We start from the raw sequence: 19,080 nt of genomic DNA, 5'->3' as shown, positions 1-19,080 counted from the left end.
CACAGAATCGCCTAGAGAAATGCCGTTTCCTCGAAGCTGCGCAGTTTCCGGCTGTGGATGCGTTCCAAGGGCATTTCGCGCAGGTGTTCCATCGCGTGAATCCCGATCATCAGGTGTCGCGCGACCTGGGTTTTGTAGAAATCCGACGCCATGCCCGGCAGCTTCAGTTCCCCATGCAGGGGTTTGTCGCTGACACACAGGAGCGTTCCGTAGGGCACACGGAACCGGAATCCGTTCGCCGCGATCGTGGCGCTTTCCATGTCGAGCGCGATGGCCCGGCTTTGGCTAAGACGCTGCACCGGGCCGCGCTGGTCGCGCAGTTCCCAGTTGCGGTTGTCGACACTGGCGACCGTGCCGGTCCGCATGATGCGTTTGAGGTCATACCCTTCGAGCTGCGTCTCGGCCGCCACCGCCCGTTCCAGCGCGATCTGGATTTCCGCCAGCGCCGGGATCGGCACCCAAACGGGCAGGTCGTCATCCAACACGCGATCTTCGCGCAGATAAGCGTGTGCAAGAACGAAGTCGCCAAGGCTCTGTGAATTGCGAAGGCCCGCGCAGTGGCCAACCATCAGCCACGCATGTGGGCGCAGAACCGCGATGTGATCGGTCGCCGTCTTCGCGTTCGACGGCCCAACACCGATATTCACCAGAGTGATCCCCGCCCCACCCTTGCGCTTGAGATGGTAGGTCGGCATCTGGGGCATCTTGTCGACCACCGGTAACGGCGTGTCGGGGTCCGAGATCTCGGCATTGCCGGTGCTCACGAAGCTTGTGTAGCCACTGTCCGGATCGGCCAGTTGCGCACGGGCATAGGCTTCGAACTCGGCCACGTAGAATTGGTAGTTGGTGAAAAGCACATGGTTCTGGAAGTGGTGCGGATCGGTCGCGGTATAATGAGACAGGCGCGCCAGCGAGTAATCCACCCTCTGCGCCGTAAACGGCGCGAGCGGTTCGGTGCCGTCAGGCGCGGGCTTGGCCACCCCGTTGACGATGTCGTCATTGGTCGTGGCAAGGTCCGGCACATCGAACACATCGCGCAAGATGAACTCGGCAGCGCCCTCTTGCGGCACTGAGATCGCGGCATCGTTGGCCACCGCGAAATGCACGGGCATCGGAGTGTCCGAGATGCCGATCTCGACAGGAACGCCATGGTTTTCCAGAAGCAGCGAGATCTGCTGTTCGAGATAGTATCTGAACAGATCGGGCCGCGTGATCGTGGCAGCATGTGTGCCGGGATGCGACACGTGACCAAAGCTCAGGCGGCTGTCCACCTTGGCGAAGGTGGTCGTGGTGATCCGGACTTCTGGGTAATACGCGCGATACCGAACCCCGGGATGTCCTTGCTCCATCGCGGTCTGGAAACTGTCGCACAGAAAGCTGGTCGACAGGTCGTACAGATCGCATAGCCGGTCAACGGCCTTCTTGGGGTCATCGAACCGCTCGGGCGCGGGGGCCTCCGGAGTGAGGATTTCCAGATTTACGGAACGGTCCTGCATGCACTGCCTTTCATGGAGCTTCACCTGCCTTCGGCGCAGGTTGACAGGTCCATGACACGGGATCAAGCTGCCCGCAATCGCAGGATTGGGGGAGCTGTGAATGGACTATGAAACGGTCTCCGCCGAAACCTTCGGTGCCGGGCTGCGCGGGATAGGGTTGAACCTGCTGACCCGCGATGTCCGCCGCATGGTGGAACAGCTGTGCCCGGTGTTCGGCATGACCGCGCATCGCGTGTCCGATGACTTCGCCATCCTGCGCTACGGCGATCAGCTCTTTCAGGTCCATTCGGATGGCACTTACGCCCGGAACCCGTTGCTCGACCTGCTGCCGGAAAACCCGCCGCGCGGCGCGGGGTTGGAAATCCGGCTCTATGATACGGACCCGGACGAGGCCGCGTCCAAGGCAGAAGACGCAGGGTTCACCGTGCTTCAACCACCGACCGACAAACCGCACGGGCTGCGCGAATGTACCCTGCTCTGCGCTGACGGCTACGCCTGGGTCCCGTCCCGTCCGCTTTGACCGGGAACCGCCGCGACCATCGCGCGTTTGATCGGCATGTCGATCATCCCGCATCTTGAATACTATCCAGACAGCCGTCCGGGCATCCGCCGCGAACGTCGTGGCAAAGGCTTTTCCTACATCGCGCCGGATGGCACGCGCATCCGGGATCAATCGATGCGCCGCCGCCTGAGCGATCTCGCCGTGCCGCCCGCGTGGGAAGACGTCTGGATTTGTCCGCTGGACAAGGGCCACCTTCAGGCGACGGGTCGCGACGTCAAGGCCCGCAAGCAATACCGCTATCATCCGGATTGGAGCGCGTTTCGCGCACAGCAGAAATTCGCGCATCTTTCCGATTTCGGCGAAAAGCTCCCCGGTCTGCGCCGCCGCATCCTGCGCGACCTGCGCAATGCCGATGCGGGAGACCAGGATTTCGCCGTCGCCGCCGTCATCGCGCTCATCGACCGCGCGAGCCTGCGGGTTGGCACACCGGACTACGCCCGCGAGAACCGGACCTTCGGTGCAACGACACTGCGCAAGCGTCACCTGAACCTCGACCCGGACGGGTTGTGCTTGAAGTACCAAGGCAAGGGCGGCGTCAAGATCGAGAAGTCGCTCAACGATCGCACCTTGAACCGGGTCTTGTCCCGGCTTGATGATCTGCCAGGGCCGGAACTGATGTCCTGGGTGGATGACGACGGCACGCCGCGTTCTGTCACCTCGGGCGAGGTAAACGCATTTCTGACGGACTACCTCGAAAACGAAGCCCTGACCGCCAAGACGTTCCGCACATGGAACGGCTCGGTCGCCGCGCTCGATGCGGCGCTTTCGGGAGACAAGCCGACGATCAAGGCCATGACCGAAGCGGCCGCAGACCGGTTGAACAACACCCCCGCCATTTGCCGGTCGTCCTACATCCATCCGGCGGTTATCGACCTGAACGGTACATCGGAGCGGGCGCGCAAAGCGCTCCGCGATGACGCCCCCAATATCAGGGGCCTGCGAAGGATCGAGGCGCAGTTGCTGCACCTTCTCGGAAACACAGCGACTTGACTTTACCTAGCGGAAAGCTTGCTTTGGTTTGAACAGCAGGAGGTTTCCAATGTCCGTCACGCAACTCGCCCGCAATATGGACCACTGGCAGGAACGCGTCGATCTGGCCGCGGCCTTTCGGTGGACCGCGCGTCTGAACATGCACGAAGGCGTGGCAAACCATTTCAGCCTGTCGATCAACGATGACGGCACGCGGTTCCTGATGAACCCGAACCAGATGCATTTTTCCCGGATCAAGGCCAGCGACCTCATTATCGTGGACGCCAATGATCCCGACACGTTGCAAGGGCCGAATGCGCCCGACCCGACAGCCTGGGGTCTACACGGCGGGCTTCATCGCCACTGCCCGCACGCCCGCTGCGCAATGCACGTTCATTCGATCCACGCCACCGTGCTGGCCTGCCTTCAGGACCCACGCCTGCCGCCCATCGACCAGAACTGCGCGACCTTCTTCAATCGCTACGTGATCGACACCGACTATGGCGGATTGGCCTTCGAGGATGAGGGCGAACGCTGTGCTCAGTTGTTCATCGACCCGAAGCAGAAAGTCATGATCATGGGCAATCACGGCGTCATGGTCATCGGTGACAGCGTGGCGGACACCTTCAACCGGCTGTATTATTTCGAACGCGCGGCAGAAACCTATATCCGCGCGTTGCAAACCGGACAGCCGCTCAAGGTTCTGTCGGACGACATCGCCGAGAAGACGGCGCAGGAGTTGGAAGGCTATCCCGAACAGGATGCGCGCCACCTGTCGGAGCTGAAAAAAATCTTGGATGACGAGGGATCCAATTACGCGGCTTGAGCGTTATCCGACATAGCGCCGCGTGTGGGCGCAGCTTGTTTTTTAATTTGCGATTACCACTTTCAATTTATGGAAAAGACCCTGCTCTCTCTCGGCCACGGCTACAGCGCGGCCTTCTTGGCCAAGCGCTTGCTGCCAAAGGGCTGGAGAATTGCGGGCACCACGCGAGATCCCGACAAGTTTGCCGAGTTCCATGCCCAACGGGTTACGCCCCTCTTGTGGGACCGTGAGGCGATCTTGCCGTGGCTTGAAAACGCAAGCCACGTGCTTGTTTCCGCCGGACCGACCGAGACCGGCGATCCCACTCTTGCCCTTTTGAAAGACGACATCGCGGCGCAGGCCAAGCGGCTTGATTGGGTCGGATACCTGTCCACCACCGGTGTATACGGCGATGCTCAGGGCGATTGGGTCGATGAAAGCGCCCCATTGACCCCCGCAACCGAACGCGGACGTCGCCGGGTGCGCGCCGAGGCGGCGTGGTCGGCCATTCCTGACCTGCCCCTGCACATCTTTCGGCTTGCAGGCATCTACGGCCCCGGTCGAGGGCCGTTTTCCAAGGTGCGCGATGGTACCGCGCAACGGATCATCAAGCCGGGTCAGGTGTTCAGCCGCATCCATGTCGAAGACATCGCATCGGTTCTCGAAGCGTCGATGGCCCATCCGAAGCCCGGAACGGTCTACAACCTCTGTGACGATGACCCGGCCCCGCCGCAGGACGTCATCGCATATGCTGCCGGTTTGCTGGGGAAGGATGCTCCGCCGGAAATCCCGTTTGACGACGCCGAATTGTCGCCGATGGCACGCAGTTTCTATTCCGAAAGCAAACGCGTGCGGAACGACCGGGTCAAATCGGATCTCGGCGTGACGTTGAAATACCCGGATTACAAATCGGGATTGGCCGCAATCCTCGCCGATGAACAGGGTAAACAGTGACACCGGACCATGTCGCGCCAAGATCGCTCACCAGCCTTCTTGATACGCTCGATCCCGACCACCCCGCCAAGGGCGTCGAGAGCGAAGAACATGATGCCCGCGACGGTCTGACGATCCAGGCGATGCTGGATCGTGTCGGAGCGAGGTCCTTTGGCGCGGCCCTTCTCGTGCCCGCGCTGATCCTTGTCTCTCCGCTGTCGATCATTCCGCTGATGCCGACTATCGGCGGTCTCGTCATTCTGACAATTTCGATCCAGGCGTTTTTCGGCCGCAATCACCTCTGGCTACCCCGATTTCTCGCGACGCGCCGCCTGAATGGCGACCAATTGTCCCGCGCGGTGCAGTATCTCCGCAAGCCCGCCGCATGGCTCGACAGGAAAAGCCGGGATCGGCTGAGGTTTCTGTCCGCGCCCCCGATGGACAGGATTGCCCTGCTCGCGGTCATGATCGTGGCCGCGACATGGCCGTTCCTAGAGATCCTGCCGATGTTCACCTCGGTCAGCGCGGGCGGCGTGGCGCTCGTGGCCTTTGCGCTCATGGTGCGCGACGGGTTTGTATTGATCGCTGGCTATACCGTGCTCGGATTTTCGCTGTCGGTCGTTGCAGCGCTGATCGCCGGGATCGTCTAGGCACGCTTCCCAATCGCCGCAACGCCCAGAACATCCATCACCTTGGCTTCAATCTGCTCGGCGTTAAGACCTGCCACGTCATACATGGCGGCAGGGCTCGCCTGATCGATGAACGTGTCCGGCAGGACCATGGAGCGGAATTTCAGTCCCTGATCGAATACCTTTTCCTCGGCCAGAAGCTGCGCCACGTGGCTGCCGAAGCCGCCGATGGCCCCCTCTTCGATGGTGATCAGTGCTTCGTGGTCTTCGACCAACTTGAGGATCAACTCGCGATCAAGCGGTTTGGCAAAGCGTGCATCCGCAACGGTCGGCGTGATGCCTTTGGCCTGAAGCCCCTCGCAGGCCGTCAGAACCTCGCCCAGACGGGTGCCGAAAGACAGGATCGCCACGCGGCTGCCTTCACGGATCATCCGTCCTTTACCAATCGGTAAAATTTCACCGCGCTCGGGCAGTTCGACGCCCTGCCCCTCGCCCCGTGGGTAGCGGAACGCGATGGGGCCGTCGTCATGCGCGACTGCCGTGGCGACCATGTGCTTCAACTCGGCCTCATCCGCCGCGGCCATCACCACGAACCCGGGCAGATTTGCGAGATAGGCAATGTCGTAGCTGCCTGCATGGGTCGCACCGTCCGCGCCCACCAAGCCGGCACGATCAATGGCAAAGCGCACCGGCAGGCGCTGAATGGCCACGTCATGCACGACCTGATCGTATCCGCGCTGAAGGAAGGTCGAATACATCGCGCAGAACGGCTTGAGCCCGCCCGCCGCAAGCGCCGCGCAAAAGGTCACGCCGTGCTGTTCGGCGATGCCCACGTCAAAGGTCCGCGAAGGGTAGCGTTCCGCGAAAAGATCAAGCCCGGTGCCATCCGGCATCGCCGCCGTCACCGCGCAGATCATCGGATCATCCGCTGCTTCCTGCATCAGCGCCTCGGCGAAGACCTTGGTGTAGCTTGGGGCGTTGGAGGGCGTCTTTTTCTGCTCTCCGGTCACGACATCGAACTTGGCTCGCGCGTGCCCACGGTCGGCGGATTCTTCAGCCGGTCGGTAGCCCTTGCCCTTCTGCGTCACGACATGGATGAGGATCGGCCCGTCCGCACGGTCCTTCACGGTGCGCAGAACAGGCAGCAACTGTTCCAGATCGTGCCCGTCAATCGGACCGACATATGAAAAGCCGAGCGCCTCGAACAAGGTGCCGCCGATCGCCATGCCCTTAAGCATGTCCTTCGCCCGTTTCGCGCCTTCCCGGAACGGTTCGGGCAAAAAGCTCACCGCACCCTTCGCGGCCAGACGCAGATCCTGGAACGGAGCGCCCGCATAAAGCTGCGTCAGGTATGAGGACAGCGCGCCGACCGGCGGTGCGATGCTCATCTTGTTGTCGTTCAGAATGACGATCAGCCGCTTTTTCAGGTGGCCCGCATTGTTCATCGCCTCATAGGCCATGCCCGCGCTCATCGCGCCGTCGCCGATCACGGCAATGGCGTCGCCATGCCCGGTGTCGCAGTTGCCCCCCAGATCGCGCGCCACGGCAAAGCCTAGTGCTGCGGAAATCGAGGTGGAGCTATGCGCAGCCCCGAATGGGTCATAGGGCGATTCAGACCGTTTGGTGAACCCCGACAGCCCGTTCTCTTGCCGCAAGGTGCCCATGCGCGCGCGGCGACCGGTCAGGATCTTATGCGGGTAGCATTGGTGCGAGACGTCCCAGATGATCTTGTCGCGCGGCGCGTCGAAAATCGCGTGCAGTGCAACGGTCAACTCGACCACGCCAAGCCCGGCGCCTAGATGACCGCCTGTTCGAGAGACGTTCGCAATCGTGTCGCGCCGCAGCTCATCCGCCAATTGCTCGAGCTGCGCGTCCGAAAACCGCTTGAGATCAGCCGGGGAAGAGACCGTATCAAGAAGCGGGGTCTCTGTGGAAAAGGACATATGCCGCGCCTCCGGGTCGCATCAGGTGTCGCGCGAGATAACGAACCGCGCCGCTTCATTCAAGGTGTGCGCCTTGGTCCCATAGGGTGACAAGGCATCACAGGCGGCCTCGACCAGTTCCGACGCGCGCGCCTTCGCGCCCTCCAACCCGAGCAACGACACGAACGTCGCCTTGCCCCGGCTCGCGTCCTTGCCCACCGCCTTGCCAACGGTAGTCTCATCGCCTTCCACGTCCAGAATATCGTCCGCGATCTGGAATGCGAGGCCCAGTGCCGTCGCGTAGCTGGTCAACGGCAATGGGTCGGCTTGCGCCAAGCGCGCACCCGCCTCGGCCGACCAAACGATCAGCGCGCCGGTCTTGCCTGCCTGCAACTGCGTGATCTGCTCGAGTGTCAGAGGCGTCTCGACCGTTTCTGCAGCGATGTCGAGCGCCTGACCAAGCACCATGCCCTTGTGCCCCGACGCCCGCGCAAGGCTGAGCGCCAGATCGGACCGGACCGCCGCATCGCCGTGGCAGGCCTGGTCGAGAACCAGCTCGAACCCAAACGTCTGAAGCGCGTCGCCAACGAGTACCGCCGTCCCGTCATCCCATTTGCGATGCACAGTCGGCATCCCCCGCCTCAGGTCGTCATCATCCATGCAGGGCAGATCATCGTGGACAAGGCTATAGGCATGGATCGCCTCGATCGCCGCCGCCGCCCAAATCGACTGCGTCTCGGAGACGCCATGCAGCCGCGCGCTTTCCATCACGAGAAACCCGCGCAGACGTTTGCCGCTAGACACCGCGTAGCGCATCCCCTCGATCACCGGAAGGTCGGGCTGCCCCTTCAGAACCTCATCGAGATGCGCCCCGATCCGGGAGGCATCGCGACGCAGGACATCGGCAAACATCGCCGCGTGTTACTCTGGGTCGAAGGGCGTCGTGCCCTTGGGCTGACCGTCCGCATCCAGCGTGATCGCCGCCACCTTTTCCTGCGCTTCGTTCAGCTTGGCCTCGCAGCGCTTCTTGAGCGCCGCCCCGCGCTCGTACAGCGCGATGGATTCCTCCAATGCCACGTCGCCACGCTCAAGCTGACCCACCACTTTCTCAAGCTCGGCCATGGCCGCCTCGAAGCTCATCTCGTCTAAGGGTGTGTCGCTCATGACGCGGCCTCCATCAATTCTTCCACATGCGCCCGGGCAGCGCGCGCCAGCGCAGACAAATCATACCCGCCTTCCAGTGTCGAGACGACCCGCCCGTCGCAGAGTTCTGCCGCCAGGGCACAGAGTTCCCGGGTCAGCCAGCGGAAATCCTCGGTTGTCCATTGCAGTTCGGCCAAAGGATCATCCTGGTGCGCGTCGAACCCGGCCGAAAACAGGATCAGTTCCGGCTTGAAGTCGCGCAGACGCGGAAACACCTGCGCCTTGTAAGCGGCCCGCATCTCGGCCCCACCAGTACGCGGCGCCAAGGGGATATTCAGAACGTTGTCATGCGCGCCCCGTTCGGACGGATCACCGGTGCCGGGCCAGAGCGGCATCTGCTGGCTGGTGATCGTCAGCGCGCGCGGCTCGTTCCACAGCAGATCCTGCGTCCCGTTGCCGTGATGCACATCGAAATCCACCACAGCGACGCGCGACAGCCCATGCGCCTCGAGCGCGTGTTTCGCGCCGATGGCCACGTTGCCGAACAGGCAAAAGCCCATCGGTGTTTCGGTTTCCGCATGATGCCCAGGGGGGCGAATGGCGCAAAAGGCGTTTCCGACCTCGTCGTCCAGCACCATGTCGACCGCCTTCACGACCGCCCCGGCGGCGCGATAGGCCGCGTTCACGCTGCCCGGTGACATCCACGTGTCGGCGTCCAATTGCTTGAACCCCTCGGCAGGCTCGGACGCGGTGATCCGGTCGATATGCGACTGCGGATGGACATAGGCCAAATGCGCCTGATCGACCAAGGGCGCGCTCTCACGCCGCAAATCCAACCCTTGCAACGCGTGCAGCACATGCTCCAGCCGCGCCACGCGCTCGGGATGACCATCCGGCGTCACATGCTCCAGACACTCCGCGTGTGTGATCAATGCCGTCGCCATGGGCGCGTCCCCCTTGCTTCTTCTCTTTTCAAATACGCAAAAAACAAACCCGTCAGTCGGGTGCAAGCATATACCCTGCACCGCGCACCGTTTGCAGGTATCGCGGCTGCTTGGGATTGTCCTCGAGCTTGCGGCGCAAACGGGTGATCTGCACATCGACGGCGCGTTCCTGGCTCTGGCCCCGGTCGCGGCCAAGCTCTTCGACCAACTTTGTCCGGCTTAGCGCCTCGCCGGGTTTGGCGGCGAACACCTTCATCAACTGGATCTCGGTCGAGGTCAGCCGCACGAGGTCATCGCCGCGCCACATCTCAGCGCGTTCGATGTCATACCGGATCGGCCCAAGGCTCAGGTATTTCGGCGCGCCACTGTCAGCCGCCTGCTCCGGCATCCGGCGCAGGATCGCATTGATGCGCAGCAAAAGCTCTTTCGGTTCGAACGGTTTGGCAAGGTAGTCATCCGCGCCCGCCTCAAGCCCGGCGATCCGGTCTTCGGTCTCGGCCCGCGCGGTCAACAGCAGGATCGGCGTTGACGAGGTTTCGCGAATGCCCCGCGTCAGGCTCACGCCATCTTCCCCCGGCATCATGACATCGAGCACGATCAGGTCGAAATCGAGGCCCGACAGAATGCGCCGCGCATGGGCGGCATCGCGTGCCGCGCTGACCAGAAACCCGTTGCGGATCAGGAATTTCTGCAACAGCCCGCGAATACGCTCGTCGTCATCGACGATCAGCAGGTGCGCGTCGGGATCGGCCATCTCAGCGCCCGTCCCTGAGCGCGAGATAGGCACGCCGCATGTCTTCGTCCATCATCGCTTCCAATACCGTCTTGAACCCGGCCACCGCCTCCGGCCCGGCCTTGCGGTAGGCGTCCCGCATTCGGGCGCGCTGCGCATCCGAAAGCTGCTGTTCCAGCGCCTCTCCGGCCTCGGTCAGTGTCAAATGCCGCTCTCGCTTGTCGCTGCGCCCTATATGGCTTGTCACAAGACCATCTTCGATCAGCGTGCGCAATACACGGTTCAGAGATTGCTTCGTCACCCCGAGGATCGCCAAGAGATTGTTGACGGTCGTGCCGGGTGCGCAATGGATGAAATGAATGGCGCGATGATGCGCCCGCCCGTAGGACATACCTTCGAGAATGCGGTCCGGATCGGCCGTGAACCCGCGATAGGCAAAGAACATCGCCTCGATCCCCTGACGCAACTGCTCATCCGTCAGATACAGCAAGGCCTGCCCGCTCGACGTGTTCTGCGCGTGTCCTTCCGCCATGGTCTCTCGTCCCGTCCGTCTTTTTGTTGCGCCCGAAAATACGTCAGTCTTGTTGACATTCCAAGGATCAAATGGTAGCGAATCTCAGTTTTGGCGCAACTTTATGTCCGATCCGGACCTAATCTGCGCAATTTTTGAAAATCCGGGCGAGGAGACTAGACATGGCCGGAACCTATGATGACCGCGACGGAAAGATCTGGATGGATGGCCAACTCATCGATTGGCGCGACGCAAATGTCCACATCCTGACCCATGCGATGCACTATGCAAGCTCGGTCTTTGAGGGCGAACGCGCGTATGGCGGCAAGATCTTCAAGTCGCGCGAACATTCGGAGCGTTTGAAGCGGTCGGCCGAAATGATCGACTTCGAAATTCCTTACACCGTTGACGAAATCGAAGCGGCCAAGAAGGCCGTGCTCGAAGCCAACGGCCAGTCCGACGCCTATGTGCGCGCCGTCGCATGGCGCGGCGTGGGCAAGGATATGGGCGTCGCCTCCGCGCGCAACCCGGTCCGCATGGCCATCGCCAGCTGGGAATGGGGCGCCTATTACGGCGACGCCAAGATGAAGGGCGCCAAGCTCGACATCTCTAAATGGAAGCGCCCGTCGCCGGAAACGATCCCGAGCCACGCCAAGGCCGCCGGTCTCTACATGATCTGCACCATGTCCAAACACGCGGCCGAGGCAAAGGGCTGTTCCGACGCGATGATGTTCGACTATCGCGGCTACGTCGCCGAAGCGACCGGGGCCAACATCTTCTTCGTCAAGGATGGCGAAGTGCACACGCCGACGCCGGATTGCTTCCTAAATGGCCTGACCCGCCAGACGGTCATCGGGATGCTCAAGGACCGCCAGGTCAAGGTCCACGAGCGCCACATCATGCCGGAAGAGCTTGAAGGTTTCGAGCAGTGCTGGCTAACCGGCACCGCCGCCGAAGTGACACCGGTGGGCCAGATCGGTGACTATAACTTCGAAGTTGGTTCGCTGACCCGCGAAATCGCGGAAGGCTACGAAAAGCTCGTTCGGAGCTGATCCGACGCAATCCCAAACAGCAAAAGGCCCTGCATCCACATCGGTGCAGGGCCTTTTCTATTGCGACCCAAGAGGCTTCGAAGCCTCTTGCGAGGGTTTTCGAAAACCCTCGCCGCCCTACCCCGGCGACATGCCCCGGAGTCGTTCGGACCGGCGGCGCAGGATCTCCACCGCCGTCAACAAGCAGATCGAAATCGCGACAAGGATCGTCGCCGCGGCAAGAATGGTCGGCGAAATCTGCTCGCGCAGGCCGGTGAACATCTGCCACGGCAGCGTCTGCAACTCGGCGGAGCCAATGAACAGAACGACAACCACTTCGTCGAAGGACGTGATGAAGGCGAATAGACCACCGGAAATGACGCCCGGCAGGATCAGCGGCATCTGCACCTTGAAGAAGGTCGTCACCGGGTTCGCCCCCATATTCGCAGCCGCCCGTGTCAATGAGCGATCAAAGCCCACAAGCGTGGCCGTCACGGTGATGATGACAAAGGGAATACCAAGCACGGCGTGCGCCAGAACGATGCCCCAGTAGGTGCCGACCAGCCCGATCTTGGAGTAGAAGAAATACATGCCCGTGGCCGAGATGATCAGCGGCACGATCATCGGCGAGATCAGGATCGCCATGATCGCGCGCTTGCCGGGCACGTGGCTCTGGCTCAGACCGATGGCAGCGAGCGTCCCCAGCGATACCGAGATCAGCGTCGCGACGGGTGCCACCATCAGCGAGTTCTTGACCGCGCTGGTCCATTCCGGGTTGGTCAGGAAGTCACGGTAATGCTTGAGGCTGTAACCCGCAGGATCGAAGCGCAGCATTTCGGGCGTGAAGGTAAAGAAATCCTCGGCGTTGAAGGACAGCGGCATCACCACGATGATCGGGGTGATCAGGAAGATGAAGATCGCGCCACAGATCACGCGGAACGCGTAGTGCCACAGCACCTGACCGCCGGTCAGATAAGGCACCAAATGCGCTCGATACCGGCCCATGCCGACCCAGTAGATGAACCAGCCGAAAAACCAGCCGAACAGGGCCCCAAGGATCAGGCCCGGAATTCCGCTGAACAGGAAACCGGCGACCGCCGCCAGGGCGACAAGGCCCCAGCGCACGGTCTTTTCCATCTCTTCGCCCAGGACCTGCATCGCGACGAAGGCAAGCGCCGCCATCAGCGCCGCGCCGACCACGATCCCCAGAAGACCGGAGCCCTGCGCCGTTCCGACGAAGAGCCCGGCGAAAGCGCCCGCCAATGCGAGCACACCCGCAGTGAACCCGATGGGCTTTTTCTCGATCGGTGTGAGAATGGCTTCTGACATGGCTCAGCCCCCCAGTTTCACGTTGTCGATGCCGACGATCCGGTCGTAGGCCCAGTAAAGCAACAGGACCACCACCAGCAGGATCGACCCCAGTGCGGCCGCGAGGCCCCAGTTGAGCGAGCTTGAGATGTGGTAGGCGATCCGGTTCGAGATGAAGATACCCGATGTGCCACCGACGATTTCCGGCGTGATATAGTAACCGATCGACAGGATGAAGACGAGGATCGACCCCGCGCCGATCCCAGGCACCGATTGTGGGAAGTAGACCCGCCAGAAGGTCGTCCAGTTGGTCGCGCCCAGCGATTTCGCCGCGCGGACATAGGATGGCGGAATGGTCGACATCACCGAGTACATCGGCAGGATCATGAACGGCAGCAGGATATGCGTCATCGCCACGATTGTGCCGAACTGGTTGTTGATCATCACCAATCGCCCGTCATCGGCGACCATACCCAGCCAGACAAGCACGTCGTTGATCACACCTTGCTGTTGCAGCATCACCTTCCACGCAGAGGTTCGCACCAAAAGCGATGTCCAGAACGGCAGCAGAACGAGGATCATCAAGAGGTTCGCCTTGCTCGCGGGCAGGTTCGACAGCAGATAGGCAATCGGATAGCCCAGCAGGATACAGCTGAAGGTGATGACGAGGCTCATGAACATGGTCCGCTGGAACAGCAGGCCGTAGATCCGTTCGTCTTCGTCCCGCAGCGCCGGACCTTCCGGCGTTTTCTGCATGTCCACCGAGTTTAGGAAGTAGCCGGAGGTATAGGCCGGGCTATACATCTTGATGGTCTGCCAGATTTCGGGTGTCACCCAATCCTCGTCGATCTCCTCGAACGCATCGCGGAAAGAGACGGTCTCGAAATCGGGACTGGCGACAAGCTCATCGGCGGCGCGCAGCATGTCGGCACGCGGGCCGGAATATCCGGACACGTCGCGCTCCGACAGGTCCTGATAAAGAGCCGTATGCACAACGGTCCAGGGCTCTTCCTCCAGCGGGCTGTCGCCTTCCTCGTCCTGCATGAACCGCGCGAAAATCTCGTAAGAGGCGGCGGTTCGCGGCAGGACCTCCGAGATGTCCGCGCGAAGCTCGAATTCCGGCATGTTGCTTTCGCCGTCCCACGCCTCTTGTGCGGCGATCCAGTCCGGATCGCCCATCAATTCGGCCCACGGGCGCGCCTCGTCCCAATTCTCGTCGAGATCCTCGAACTGGTCGAGATACACCTCGCCGATATCGTCAAGCCCGCGGCCGGATTTGCGGAACAACGACGACGCACCGGTCATTTCGTAGTTCAACCGCGACCCAAGCCGGGTGTGCAACTTGCGCTCGGCAGCGTAGAAGACGTCGTAATAGGCTGCCTCGAACACCTCGTCTCCGGGCACCTCTTCGCTCGTCGCGTCATAGGTTTCCAACGCACGCACCGTGCGTGGCAGCGTGTCGCTGACGATCTGGTTCTCGACCGAGCGGAACAGCATGTCGCCAATCGGAGCGATGAAGCTGACCAGGACAAAGATCAGAAGCGGCGCAATCAGCGCCAATGCCCGCAGTTTCTGTGCCCGTAGTGCCCGGTTCAGCGATCGCTTGAGTGGCGTGCCATCGGCGGCGAGAACCGGGCCCTCATCGGCCTTGTCCGCTGCCCGCAACGCGTTGTCGGGCGTTGGTCCGGTGATCTTGTCGGGTTCAGTTGCTGCGTCGCTCATGGCTCAGGTGCCCTCGACTAGAATGATTGTGCTGGTTGCAGTGCGACGGCGGATGTCAGCGACCTCTTGGTACGCCGGGTCGTGATACGCGCGCTTTGCAGTTTCGTAATCGTCGAATTCAATGACGACGTGGCGCGTTTCGGACCTGCCTTCCATCGTCTCGGACTGTCCGCCCCGAACGATGAACCTCGCGCCAAAGCTTTCAAGGATCGGCGTGTCCCGCTCGATGTATTCCTTGTAGGCTTCGGGATCGTTCACCGTGATATGGCCGATGATATAGCCTTTGGGCATGGGTACTGTCCTTTGCGGCAGGGTGGGCAAAGCTGCCCACCCCTTTGATTGAAGGTGGGCACGCACTGCCCACCCGAAGCCCCAGAAAGGCTTATTGCGCCAGCCACGCCTGGAACTTCGCGTCGATGTCGTCGCGATAGTCAGCCCAGAACTCGTAGTTGTAGAGGAACGTGTTTTCGGCGTTGTTGGGATCGGTCGGCATATGCGGTGCCATCTCGATGCCAAGCTCGGCGTGTGTCGACACCAGCGGTGCAGACGATTCACGTGCCGGGCCGTACGAGATGTACTTGGCCTGATCCGCCAGACGCTGCGTGTCTGTCGCGAAACGGACGAAGTCCTTCACGCGGGCCAGACGGTCTTCGGGCAGACCGGCGGGAATGATCCAGCCGTCAAGGTCGAACACCTGCGCGTCCCACATCATGGCGACGGGCTGATCCTGCTCTTCGATCACGCTGAACAGACGGCCGTTATAGGTCGAGCCCATGAAGATCTCGCCATCCGCCAGAAGCTGCGGCGTGTCCGCACCGGCCGACCACCAGATCACTTCGTCCTTGATGGTGTCGAGCTTTGCCAACGCCTGGTCCTGACCTTCGTCGGTTTCCAGAACGTCGTAGACGTCTTCCTTGGCGACGCCATCACAGAGCAGAGCCCACTCCATGTTGTTGATCGGGCGCTGTTCCAGCGCGCGCTTGCCCGGATAGGTTTCCAGATCGAACACGTCACAGATGTCGTTCGGGGCTTCGACGCCTTCCGGCACCATGTCGGTACGATAGCCGAAAGTTGTCGAATACACGATCTGCGGGATAAAGCAGTCGGACACGATCAGGTCGCCGAAATCATCGCTGGCTTCGGTGCCATCGGGTGCCGGGGCCAGCAATTCGTCGTGATCGACTTCCATCGCCAGACCTTCGTCACACAGACGGATCGCGTCGGAGGCAACCACGTCGACCAGATCCCAGGTGACATTGCCCGCTTCGTTCATCGCGCGCAGCTTGGCGACCGCTTCGGCCGAGCTTTCGTCCCAGGACGCCGAAACGTCGGGGTTCATTTCAAGGTAAGGTGCCACATAGGCGTTTTGCTGCGACGACTGGTAAGCACCGCCCCAGCTGACGAGCGTCATGCTGTCGGCCATATCCTGTGCGGTCACAGCACCTGCGGCGGCAACGGTGAGTGCGCTGGTCGCCAGAAGTGTTTTAGACAGTTTCATTCATATTCTCCCGTTTCGGTCCGCTTATAAAAGATGGTGCTGGCTGTCGGACCGCCCAAACAACACCTGTAATGACACGAGGCCGAACGTGCGGCCTCGCGGCAATTCAACTTAGTTGGGCGCGTCCAGCGCGCGACAATCCTCGGGCAACCACCCGATTTCGATCTGCGTGCCGGGTTGGAGCCGCACCTGATCCGGTGCGTTTCGCGTCTTGATGACGAACTCATCATTCCCAGCCACCCGAAGACGGGTGCGGAAGATGTCGCCCATGTAAACGAATTCGAGCACTTCCGCCTTTAGCGTGTGCGCGCCTTCCTGAAGACGGTCCTTGTTGATCTCAACGCGTTCCGGACGGATCGACACACGCGTGCGTTCTCCGACCTTGCTGACGTTGACGGGGACCGCATCGATCAACCCGCCATCATCAAGCTCGACCAGACAGGTGTCGCCCTTGATCTCGCGGATCGTCCCTTCGAGCGTGTTGTTCTCACCGATGAACTGCGCGACGAAGCTGTTTTGCGGCTTTTCGTAAAGCTCGTCGGGCGGTGCCAATTGCTGGATCCGGCCATCGTCGAACACCGCAACACGGTCCGACATGGTCAGCGCCTCGGTCTGGTCGTGGGTCACGTAGACCACCGTGATGCCCAGCTTGTGCGCCAGATCCGTGATCTCGAACTGCATCTTTTCGCGCAACTGCTTGTCGAGAGCGCCGAGCGGTTCGTCCATCAGGACAAGCTCCGGCTCGAACACCAATGCGCGTGCGAGCGCGATCCGCTGTTGCTGACCACCCGAAAGCTGCGCTGGTCGGCGGCCTCCGAAGGCCCCCATCTCGACCATGTCGAGCGCGCGTTTGACCTTCGCCTCGCGATCCGACTTACCGATCTTGCGCACTTCCAGGGGAAAGCTCAGGTTCTCCGCGATCGTCATGTGCGGAAACAAGGCGTAGTTCTGGAAGACCATCCCGATGCCGCGTTTGTGCGGCGGAATATTGTTGATTGGTTTGCCATCCAGCCGGATGTCACCGTGGGTCGCAGTCTCGAACCCGGCCAACATCATGAGGCAGGTGGTCTTGCCTGACCCCGACGGTCCGAGCATCGTCAGAAACTCGCCTTTCGGCATCGTCAGGTTAAGGTCTTTCACGACAAGCTGAACGCCGTCGTAGCTTTTTTGCACTCGTTCAAATTCGACGAACGCGTCACTGTTTGACGTGTCGGGCAAAAACGAACTCCCTGTTTGGTCCACGGATTTGTTCCGTTTGTCGGAAAGAATAAATCGCGTTGCGCCCCATATTGCAACATGGTTGCCCGAGTTTGGCCCACGACGCGGCATTTGCGGGAAATTTGGACATCAGACGCGTGTCAAGGAAGTAAATTAACCTGCCTGAAAACCCCTTGCGGGTAAAGTGACAAGGAGCATGGCCAGCTTAAAGGACGAGTTTTAGCCCTAGATCTGGTTGATTGCACGTAATGCCGCATCTGAATTTTCAATGCGCATCGTCGATTCGGCGCCTTCGCTTAAGCCTTGATTTCCACCTGTTTACAGCCGTGTGGGCTGTGTCATATCCAGAAATTTCCAACGGCCCGAAACCGCGCCGGACAAAGCTCAAGACGGCTACCGCTTTGACCTCAACTGCCGCCTACGCCGCTCCGCCGGGCCGCGAAACCGCTTTCGGATCTTGCGACTGACAAGGGGCGTTTCGGACAACCATTTGTGGATCTTGTAATCCGCTACCTGACGCCACCTGGCAAACATCGAAACCCTCGATGACCCGGCCCTCTCTTGCGCGTTGACGGTCCTCTCTTGCGCGTTCAGTTGCTTAATCTCTTTCAGGAAACACTGGCTAACAGAAGCCACGATATCGGAAATCTCTGCTTCCGTCATCTCGGGCTGACCGATTTTTTCCCGGAAGTTATAAGTAAAGCCTCTCTCGTTTGGCAGATAGGTCTCGAAAAAGATGTGGTTGCTTTCGTTGAACCGTGCCGCCACCTCATCCTGTGAAGGGAAGAAGATCGTTCCAGCCGCTAGAGCGGAATATTCCAGACACGTGGCCTTCAGCCGGACATTCTGCCGATTTATACCTCCGTCTTCGTTGAAGTACGGGATCGCCCGGTTGATCTGTCGAAAGACGATCGCCTGCACACCGCTAAGCGCGGGATTTTTGTTCTCTATATCGAAGGACAGTTCGCTCGCGGCCGTCTGGGCTCCGATCGCCTCCAAGAAATCCCTGCGAATGTCTCTCGAGATGAAACGGGCCCGGTCATAGATGCGGAAACGGCAGTTTTCTTTGCCGAAAACACCGCTCCAGAGGTCGGCTATGCTCAGGAAATTATAGTACGGATTATAAGGAGCCACGTTGGCCATGACGGAGTCAATATCTTCGTCGCCGCCGCCTTTGACATGCGTACTATAAGAGGAAAGCGCCATGTCCGATTGCTCTCGAAAATAGCACACGATTTCTATGCTGTCGAAATATGGATCCAGAAATGCTCTCAGCGCGGCGACCTCTGCGGTATCCGTCAGCCGACTGTGAAAATGCTCCGACGTGATCAGAATTGTGTGACAGCTCTTGGCCTTGGCAATCTCGGCCTCGAAATCATCGCGAAACGATCTTAAGAACGCCTCTTTTTCCTCCGGGCTGTTCAACATGTACTGGAGCGCGAAATCGTCGGGTTGAACACGAAAATATGCAGGAAAATGGCGATTGTTCGGGGTCCCAAACCGCTCAGTCAGCCAGATGCCGCTTTTGCACAGACCTTTAAAATTCGCATACAACCACTCTTGCAGCAGCGAGGTTCCGGTCTTCTCGGTTCCGATATGAATGACACATCTCATGGGGCCGCCGCCTCTTCTGACATCGGGCGCCCAGGCACTGCC

General features: G+C 60.7%; 19 protein-coding genes. 6 read left to right on the top strand and 13 right to left on the bottom strand.

The window, feature by feature from the left end; genetic code table 11:
- Window positions 1–11: 11 nt before the first annotated feature.
- Window positions 12–1,496, bottom strand: coding sequence for an AMP nucleosidase (locus Q1B16_RS00995; protein ID WP_299784058.1), 1,485 nt, complete (start codon window positions 1,494–1,496; stop codon window positions 12–14).
- A gap of 100 nt (window positions 1,497–1,596) precedes the next feature.
- Between Q1B16_RS00995 and Q1B16_RS00990 the strand changes: the two genes are divergently transcribed.
- The 5 genes from Q1B16_RS00990 (at window position 1,597) to Q1B16_RS00970 (ending at window position 5,415) form a co-directional block, all read left to right on the top strand.
- The gene (locus tag Q1B16_RS00990) at window positions 1,597–2,016 is read left to right on the top strand and encodes a glyoxalase (protein WP_299784056.1); all 420 of its coding nucleotides are present in this window, start codon (window positions 1,597–1,599) and stop codon (window positions 2,014–2,016) included.
- 36 nt (window positions 2,017–2,052) lie between these two features.
- Window positions 2,053–3,048, top strand: a complete 996-nt coding sequence (locus Q1B16_RS00985) for a DNA topoisomerase IB (protein WP_299784054.1) — start codon at window positions 2,053–2,055, stop codon at window positions 3,046–3,048.
- A gap of 49 nt (window positions 3,049–3,097) precedes the next feature.
- Window positions 3,098–3,853, top strand: a complete 756-nt coding sequence (locus Q1B16_RS00980; RefSeq protein WP_299784052.1) for a class II aldolase and adducin N-terminal domain-containing protein — start codon at window positions 3,098–3,100, stop codon at window positions 3,851–3,853.
- Window positions 3,854–3,922: 69 nt separating this feature from the next.
- Window positions 3,923–4,786, top strand: a complete 864-nt coding sequence (locus tag Q1B16_RS00975; protein ID WP_299784050.1) for an SDR family oxidoreductase — start codon at window positions 3,923–3,925, stop codon at window positions 4,784–4,786.
- Window positions 4,783–5,415 carry an exopolysaccharide biosynthesis protein gene (locus Q1B16_RS00970; protein WP_299784048.1) on the top strand — a complete coding sequence of 211 codons (633 nt, stop codon included), beginning with the start codon at window positions 4,783–4,785 and terminating at the stop codon, window positions 5,413–5,415. Before Q1B16_RS00975 ends, Q1B16_RS00970 begins: the two co-directional genes overlap by 4 nt.
- On the opposite strand, the gene dxs is transcribed toward Q1B16_RS00970, so the two are convergent.
- From dxs to Q1B16_RS00940, 6 genes are read right to left on the bottom strand one after another with little or no spacing between them, the layout of a single operon-like run.
- A complete protein-coding gene (gene dxs, locus Q1B16_RS00965; protein WP_299784046.1) occupies window positions 5,412–7,337 on the bottom strand; it encodes a 1-deoxy-D-xylulose-5-phosphate synthase in 1,926 nt (641 codons plus the stop codon). The genes Q1B16_RS00970 and dxs overlap by 4 nt on opposite strands.
- 21 nt (window positions 7,338–7,358) lie before the next feature.
- On the bottom strand, window positions 7,359–8,228 hold the full coding sequence (locus tag Q1B16_RS00960) for a polyprenyl synthetase family protein (RefSeq protein ID WP_299784044.1): 870 nt from the start codon (window positions 8,226–8,228) through the stop codon (window positions 7,359–7,361).
- Window positions 8,229–8,237: 9 nt separating this feature from the next.
- Window positions 8,238–8,480 (bottom strand): exodeoxyribonuclease VII small subunit, encoded by a 243-nt coding sequence (locus Q1B16_RS00955; RefSeq protein ID WP_299784042.1) that lies wholly within the window; start codon window positions 8,478–8,480, stop codon window positions 8,238–8,240.
- Window positions 8,477–9,403, bottom strand: a complete 927-nt coding sequence (locus tag Q1B16_RS00950; protein ID WP_299784040.1) for a histone deacetylase family protein — start codon at window positions 9,401–9,403, stop codon at window positions 8,477–8,479. The genes Q1B16_RS00955 and Q1B16_RS00950 overlap by 4 nt, the downstream gene beginning before the upstream one ends.
- A gap of 52 nt (window positions 9,404–9,455) precedes the next feature.
- Window positions 9,456–10,157: a response regulator gene (locus tag Q1B16_RS00945; RefSeq protein ID WP_299784038.1), complete on the bottom strand. Its 702-nt coding sequence runs from the start codon at window positions 10,155–10,157 to the stop codon at window positions 9,456–9,458.
- Window position 10,158: 1 nt separating this feature from the next.
- Window positions 10,159–10,668 carry a MarR family transcriptional regulator gene (locus tag Q1B16_RS00940; protein ID WP_299784036.1) on the bottom strand — a complete coding sequence of 170 codons (510 nt, stop codon included), beginning with the start codon at window positions 10,666–10,668 and terminating at the stop codon, window positions 10,159–10,161.
- A gap of 161 nt (window positions 10,669–10,829) precedes the next feature.
- On the opposite strand from Q1B16_RS00940, the gene Q1B16_RS00935 reads away from it, so the two are divergent.
- Entirely contained in the window at window positions 10,830–11,699 is an 870-nt protein-coding gene (locus tag Q1B16_RS00935) for a branched-chain amino acid aminotransferase (protein ID WP_299784034.1), read from the top strand.
- A gap of 117 nt (window positions 11,700–11,816) precedes the next feature.
- On the opposite strand, the gene Q1B16_RS00930 is transcribed toward Q1B16_RS00935, so the two are convergent.
- The 6 genes from Q1B16_RS00930 to Q1B16_RS00905 all read right to left on the bottom strand — a co-directional run bounded on the left by Q1B16_RS00930 (window position 11,817) and on the right by Q1B16_RS00905 (window position 19,038).
- Window positions 11,817–13,007 carry an ABC transporter permease gene (locus Q1B16_RS00930; protein ID WP_299784032.1) on the bottom strand — a complete coding sequence of 397 codons (1,191 nt, stop codon included), beginning with the start codon at window positions 13,005–13,007 and terminating at the stop codon, window positions 11,817–11,819.
- 3 nt (window positions 13,008–13,010) lie between these two features.
- Complete coding sequence (locus Q1B16_RS00925) at window positions 13,011–14,708, bottom strand: ABC transporter permease (protein WP_299784030.1); 1,698 nt, start codon at window positions 14,706–14,708, stop codon at window positions 13,011–13,013.
- Between the two features lie 3 nt (window positions 14,709–14,711).
- A complete protein-coding gene (locus Q1B16_RS00920; RefSeq protein WP_299784028.1) occupies window positions 14,712–14,999 on the bottom strand; it encodes a DUF1330 domain-containing protein in 288 nt (95 codons plus the stop codon).
- Between the two features lie 91 nt (window positions 15,000–15,090).
- The gene (locus tag Q1B16_RS00915) at window positions 15,091–16,206 is read right to left on the bottom strand and encodes an extracellular solute-binding protein (RefSeq protein WP_299784026.1); all 1,116 of its coding nucleotides are present in this window, start codon (window positions 16,204–16,206) and stop codon (window positions 15,091–15,093) included.
- 111 nt (window positions 16,207–16,317) lie between these two features.
- Window positions 16,318–17,424 carry an ABC transporter ATP-binding protein gene (locus Q1B16_RS00910; protein WP_299784024.1) on the bottom strand — a complete coding sequence of 369 codons (1,107 nt, stop codon included), beginning with the start codon at window positions 17,422–17,424 and terminating at the stop codon, window positions 16,318–16,320.
- A gap of 393 nt (window positions 17,425–17,817) precedes the next feature.
- Entirely contained in the window at window positions 17,818–19,038 is a 1,221-nt protein-coding gene (locus Q1B16_RS00905; RefSeq protein WP_299784022.1) for a hypothetical protein, read from the bottom strand.
- Window positions 19,039–19,080 lie beyond the last annotated feature (42 nt).

It is taken from the genome of uncultured Marivita sp., assembly GCF_947488135.1.
Classification (GTDB): domain Bacteria; phylum Pseudomonadota; class Alphaproteobacteria; order Rhodobacterales; family Rhodobacteraceae; genus Marivita.
Note: the sequence above shows the minus strand (reverse complement) of the source record. Positions and strands in the feature narration are given on the sequence as shown.

Coding starts and splice junctions, on each gene's coding strand:
- Q1B16_RS00995 (WP_299784058.1), bottom strand. CDS start 1,496: ATGCAGGACCGTTCCGTAAATCTGGAAATCCTCACTCCGGAGGCCCCC.
- Q1B16_RS00990 (WP_299784056.1), top strand. CDS start 1,597: ATGGACTATGAAACGGTCTCCGCCGAAACCTTCGGTGCCGGGCTGCGC.
- Q1B16_RS00985 (WP_299784054.1), top strand. CDS start 2,053: ATGTCGATCATCCCGCATCTTGAATACTATCCAGACAGCCGTCCGGGC.
- Q1B16_RS00980 (WP_299784052.1), top strand. CDS start 3,098: ATGTCCGTCACGCAACTCGCCCGCAATATGGACCACTGGCAGGAACGC.
- Q1B16_RS00975 (WP_299784050.1), top strand. CDS start 3,923: ATGGAAAAGACCCTGCTCTCTCTCGGCCACGGCTACAGCGCGGCCTTC.
- dxs (WP_299784046.1), bottom strand. CDS start 7,337: ATGTCCTTTTCCACAGAGACCCCGCTTCTTGATACGGTCTCTTCCCCG.
- Q1B16_RS00960 (WP_299784044.1), bottom strand. CDS start 8,228: ATGTTTGCCGATGTCCTGCGTCGCGATGCCTCCCGGATCGGGGCGCAT.
- Q1B16_RS00955 (WP_299784042.1), bottom strand. CDS start 8,480: ATGAGCGACACACCCTTAGACGAGATGAGCTTCGAGGCGGCCATGGCC.
- Q1B16_RS00950 (WP_299784040.1), bottom strand. CDS start 9,403: ATGGCGACGGCATTGATCACACACGCGGAGTGTCTGGAGCATGTGACG.
- Q1B16_RS00945 (WP_299784038.1), bottom strand. CDS start 10,157: ATGGCCGATCCCGACGCGCACCTGCTGATCGTCGATGACGACGAGCGT.
- Q1B16_RS00940 (WP_299784036.1), bottom strand. CDS start 10,668: ATGGCGGAAGGACACGCGCAGAACACGTCGAGCGGGCAGGCCTTGCTG.
- Q1B16_RS00935 (WP_299784034.1), top strand. CDS start 10,830: ATGGCCGGAACCTATGATGACCGCGACGGAAAGATCTGGATGGATGGC.
- Q1B16_RS00930 (WP_299784032.1), bottom strand. CDS start 13,007: ATGTCAGAAGCCATTCTCACACCGATCGAGAAAAAGCCCATCGGGTTC.
- Q1B16_RS00925 (WP_299784030.1), bottom strand. CDS start 14,708: ATGAGCGACGCAGCAACTGAACCCGACAAGATCACCGGACCAACGCCC.
- Q1B16_RS00920 (WP_299784028.1), bottom strand. CDS start 14,999: ATGCCCAAAGGCTATATCATCGGCCATATCACGGTGAACGATCCCGAA.
- Q1B16_RS00915 (WP_299784026.1), bottom strand. CDS start 16,206: ATGAAACTGTCTAAAACACTTCTGGCGACCAGCGCACTCACCGTTGCC.
- Q1B16_RS00905 (WP_299784022.1), bottom strand. CDS start 19,038: ATGAGATGTGTCATTCATATCGGAACCGAGAAGACCGGAACCTCGCTG.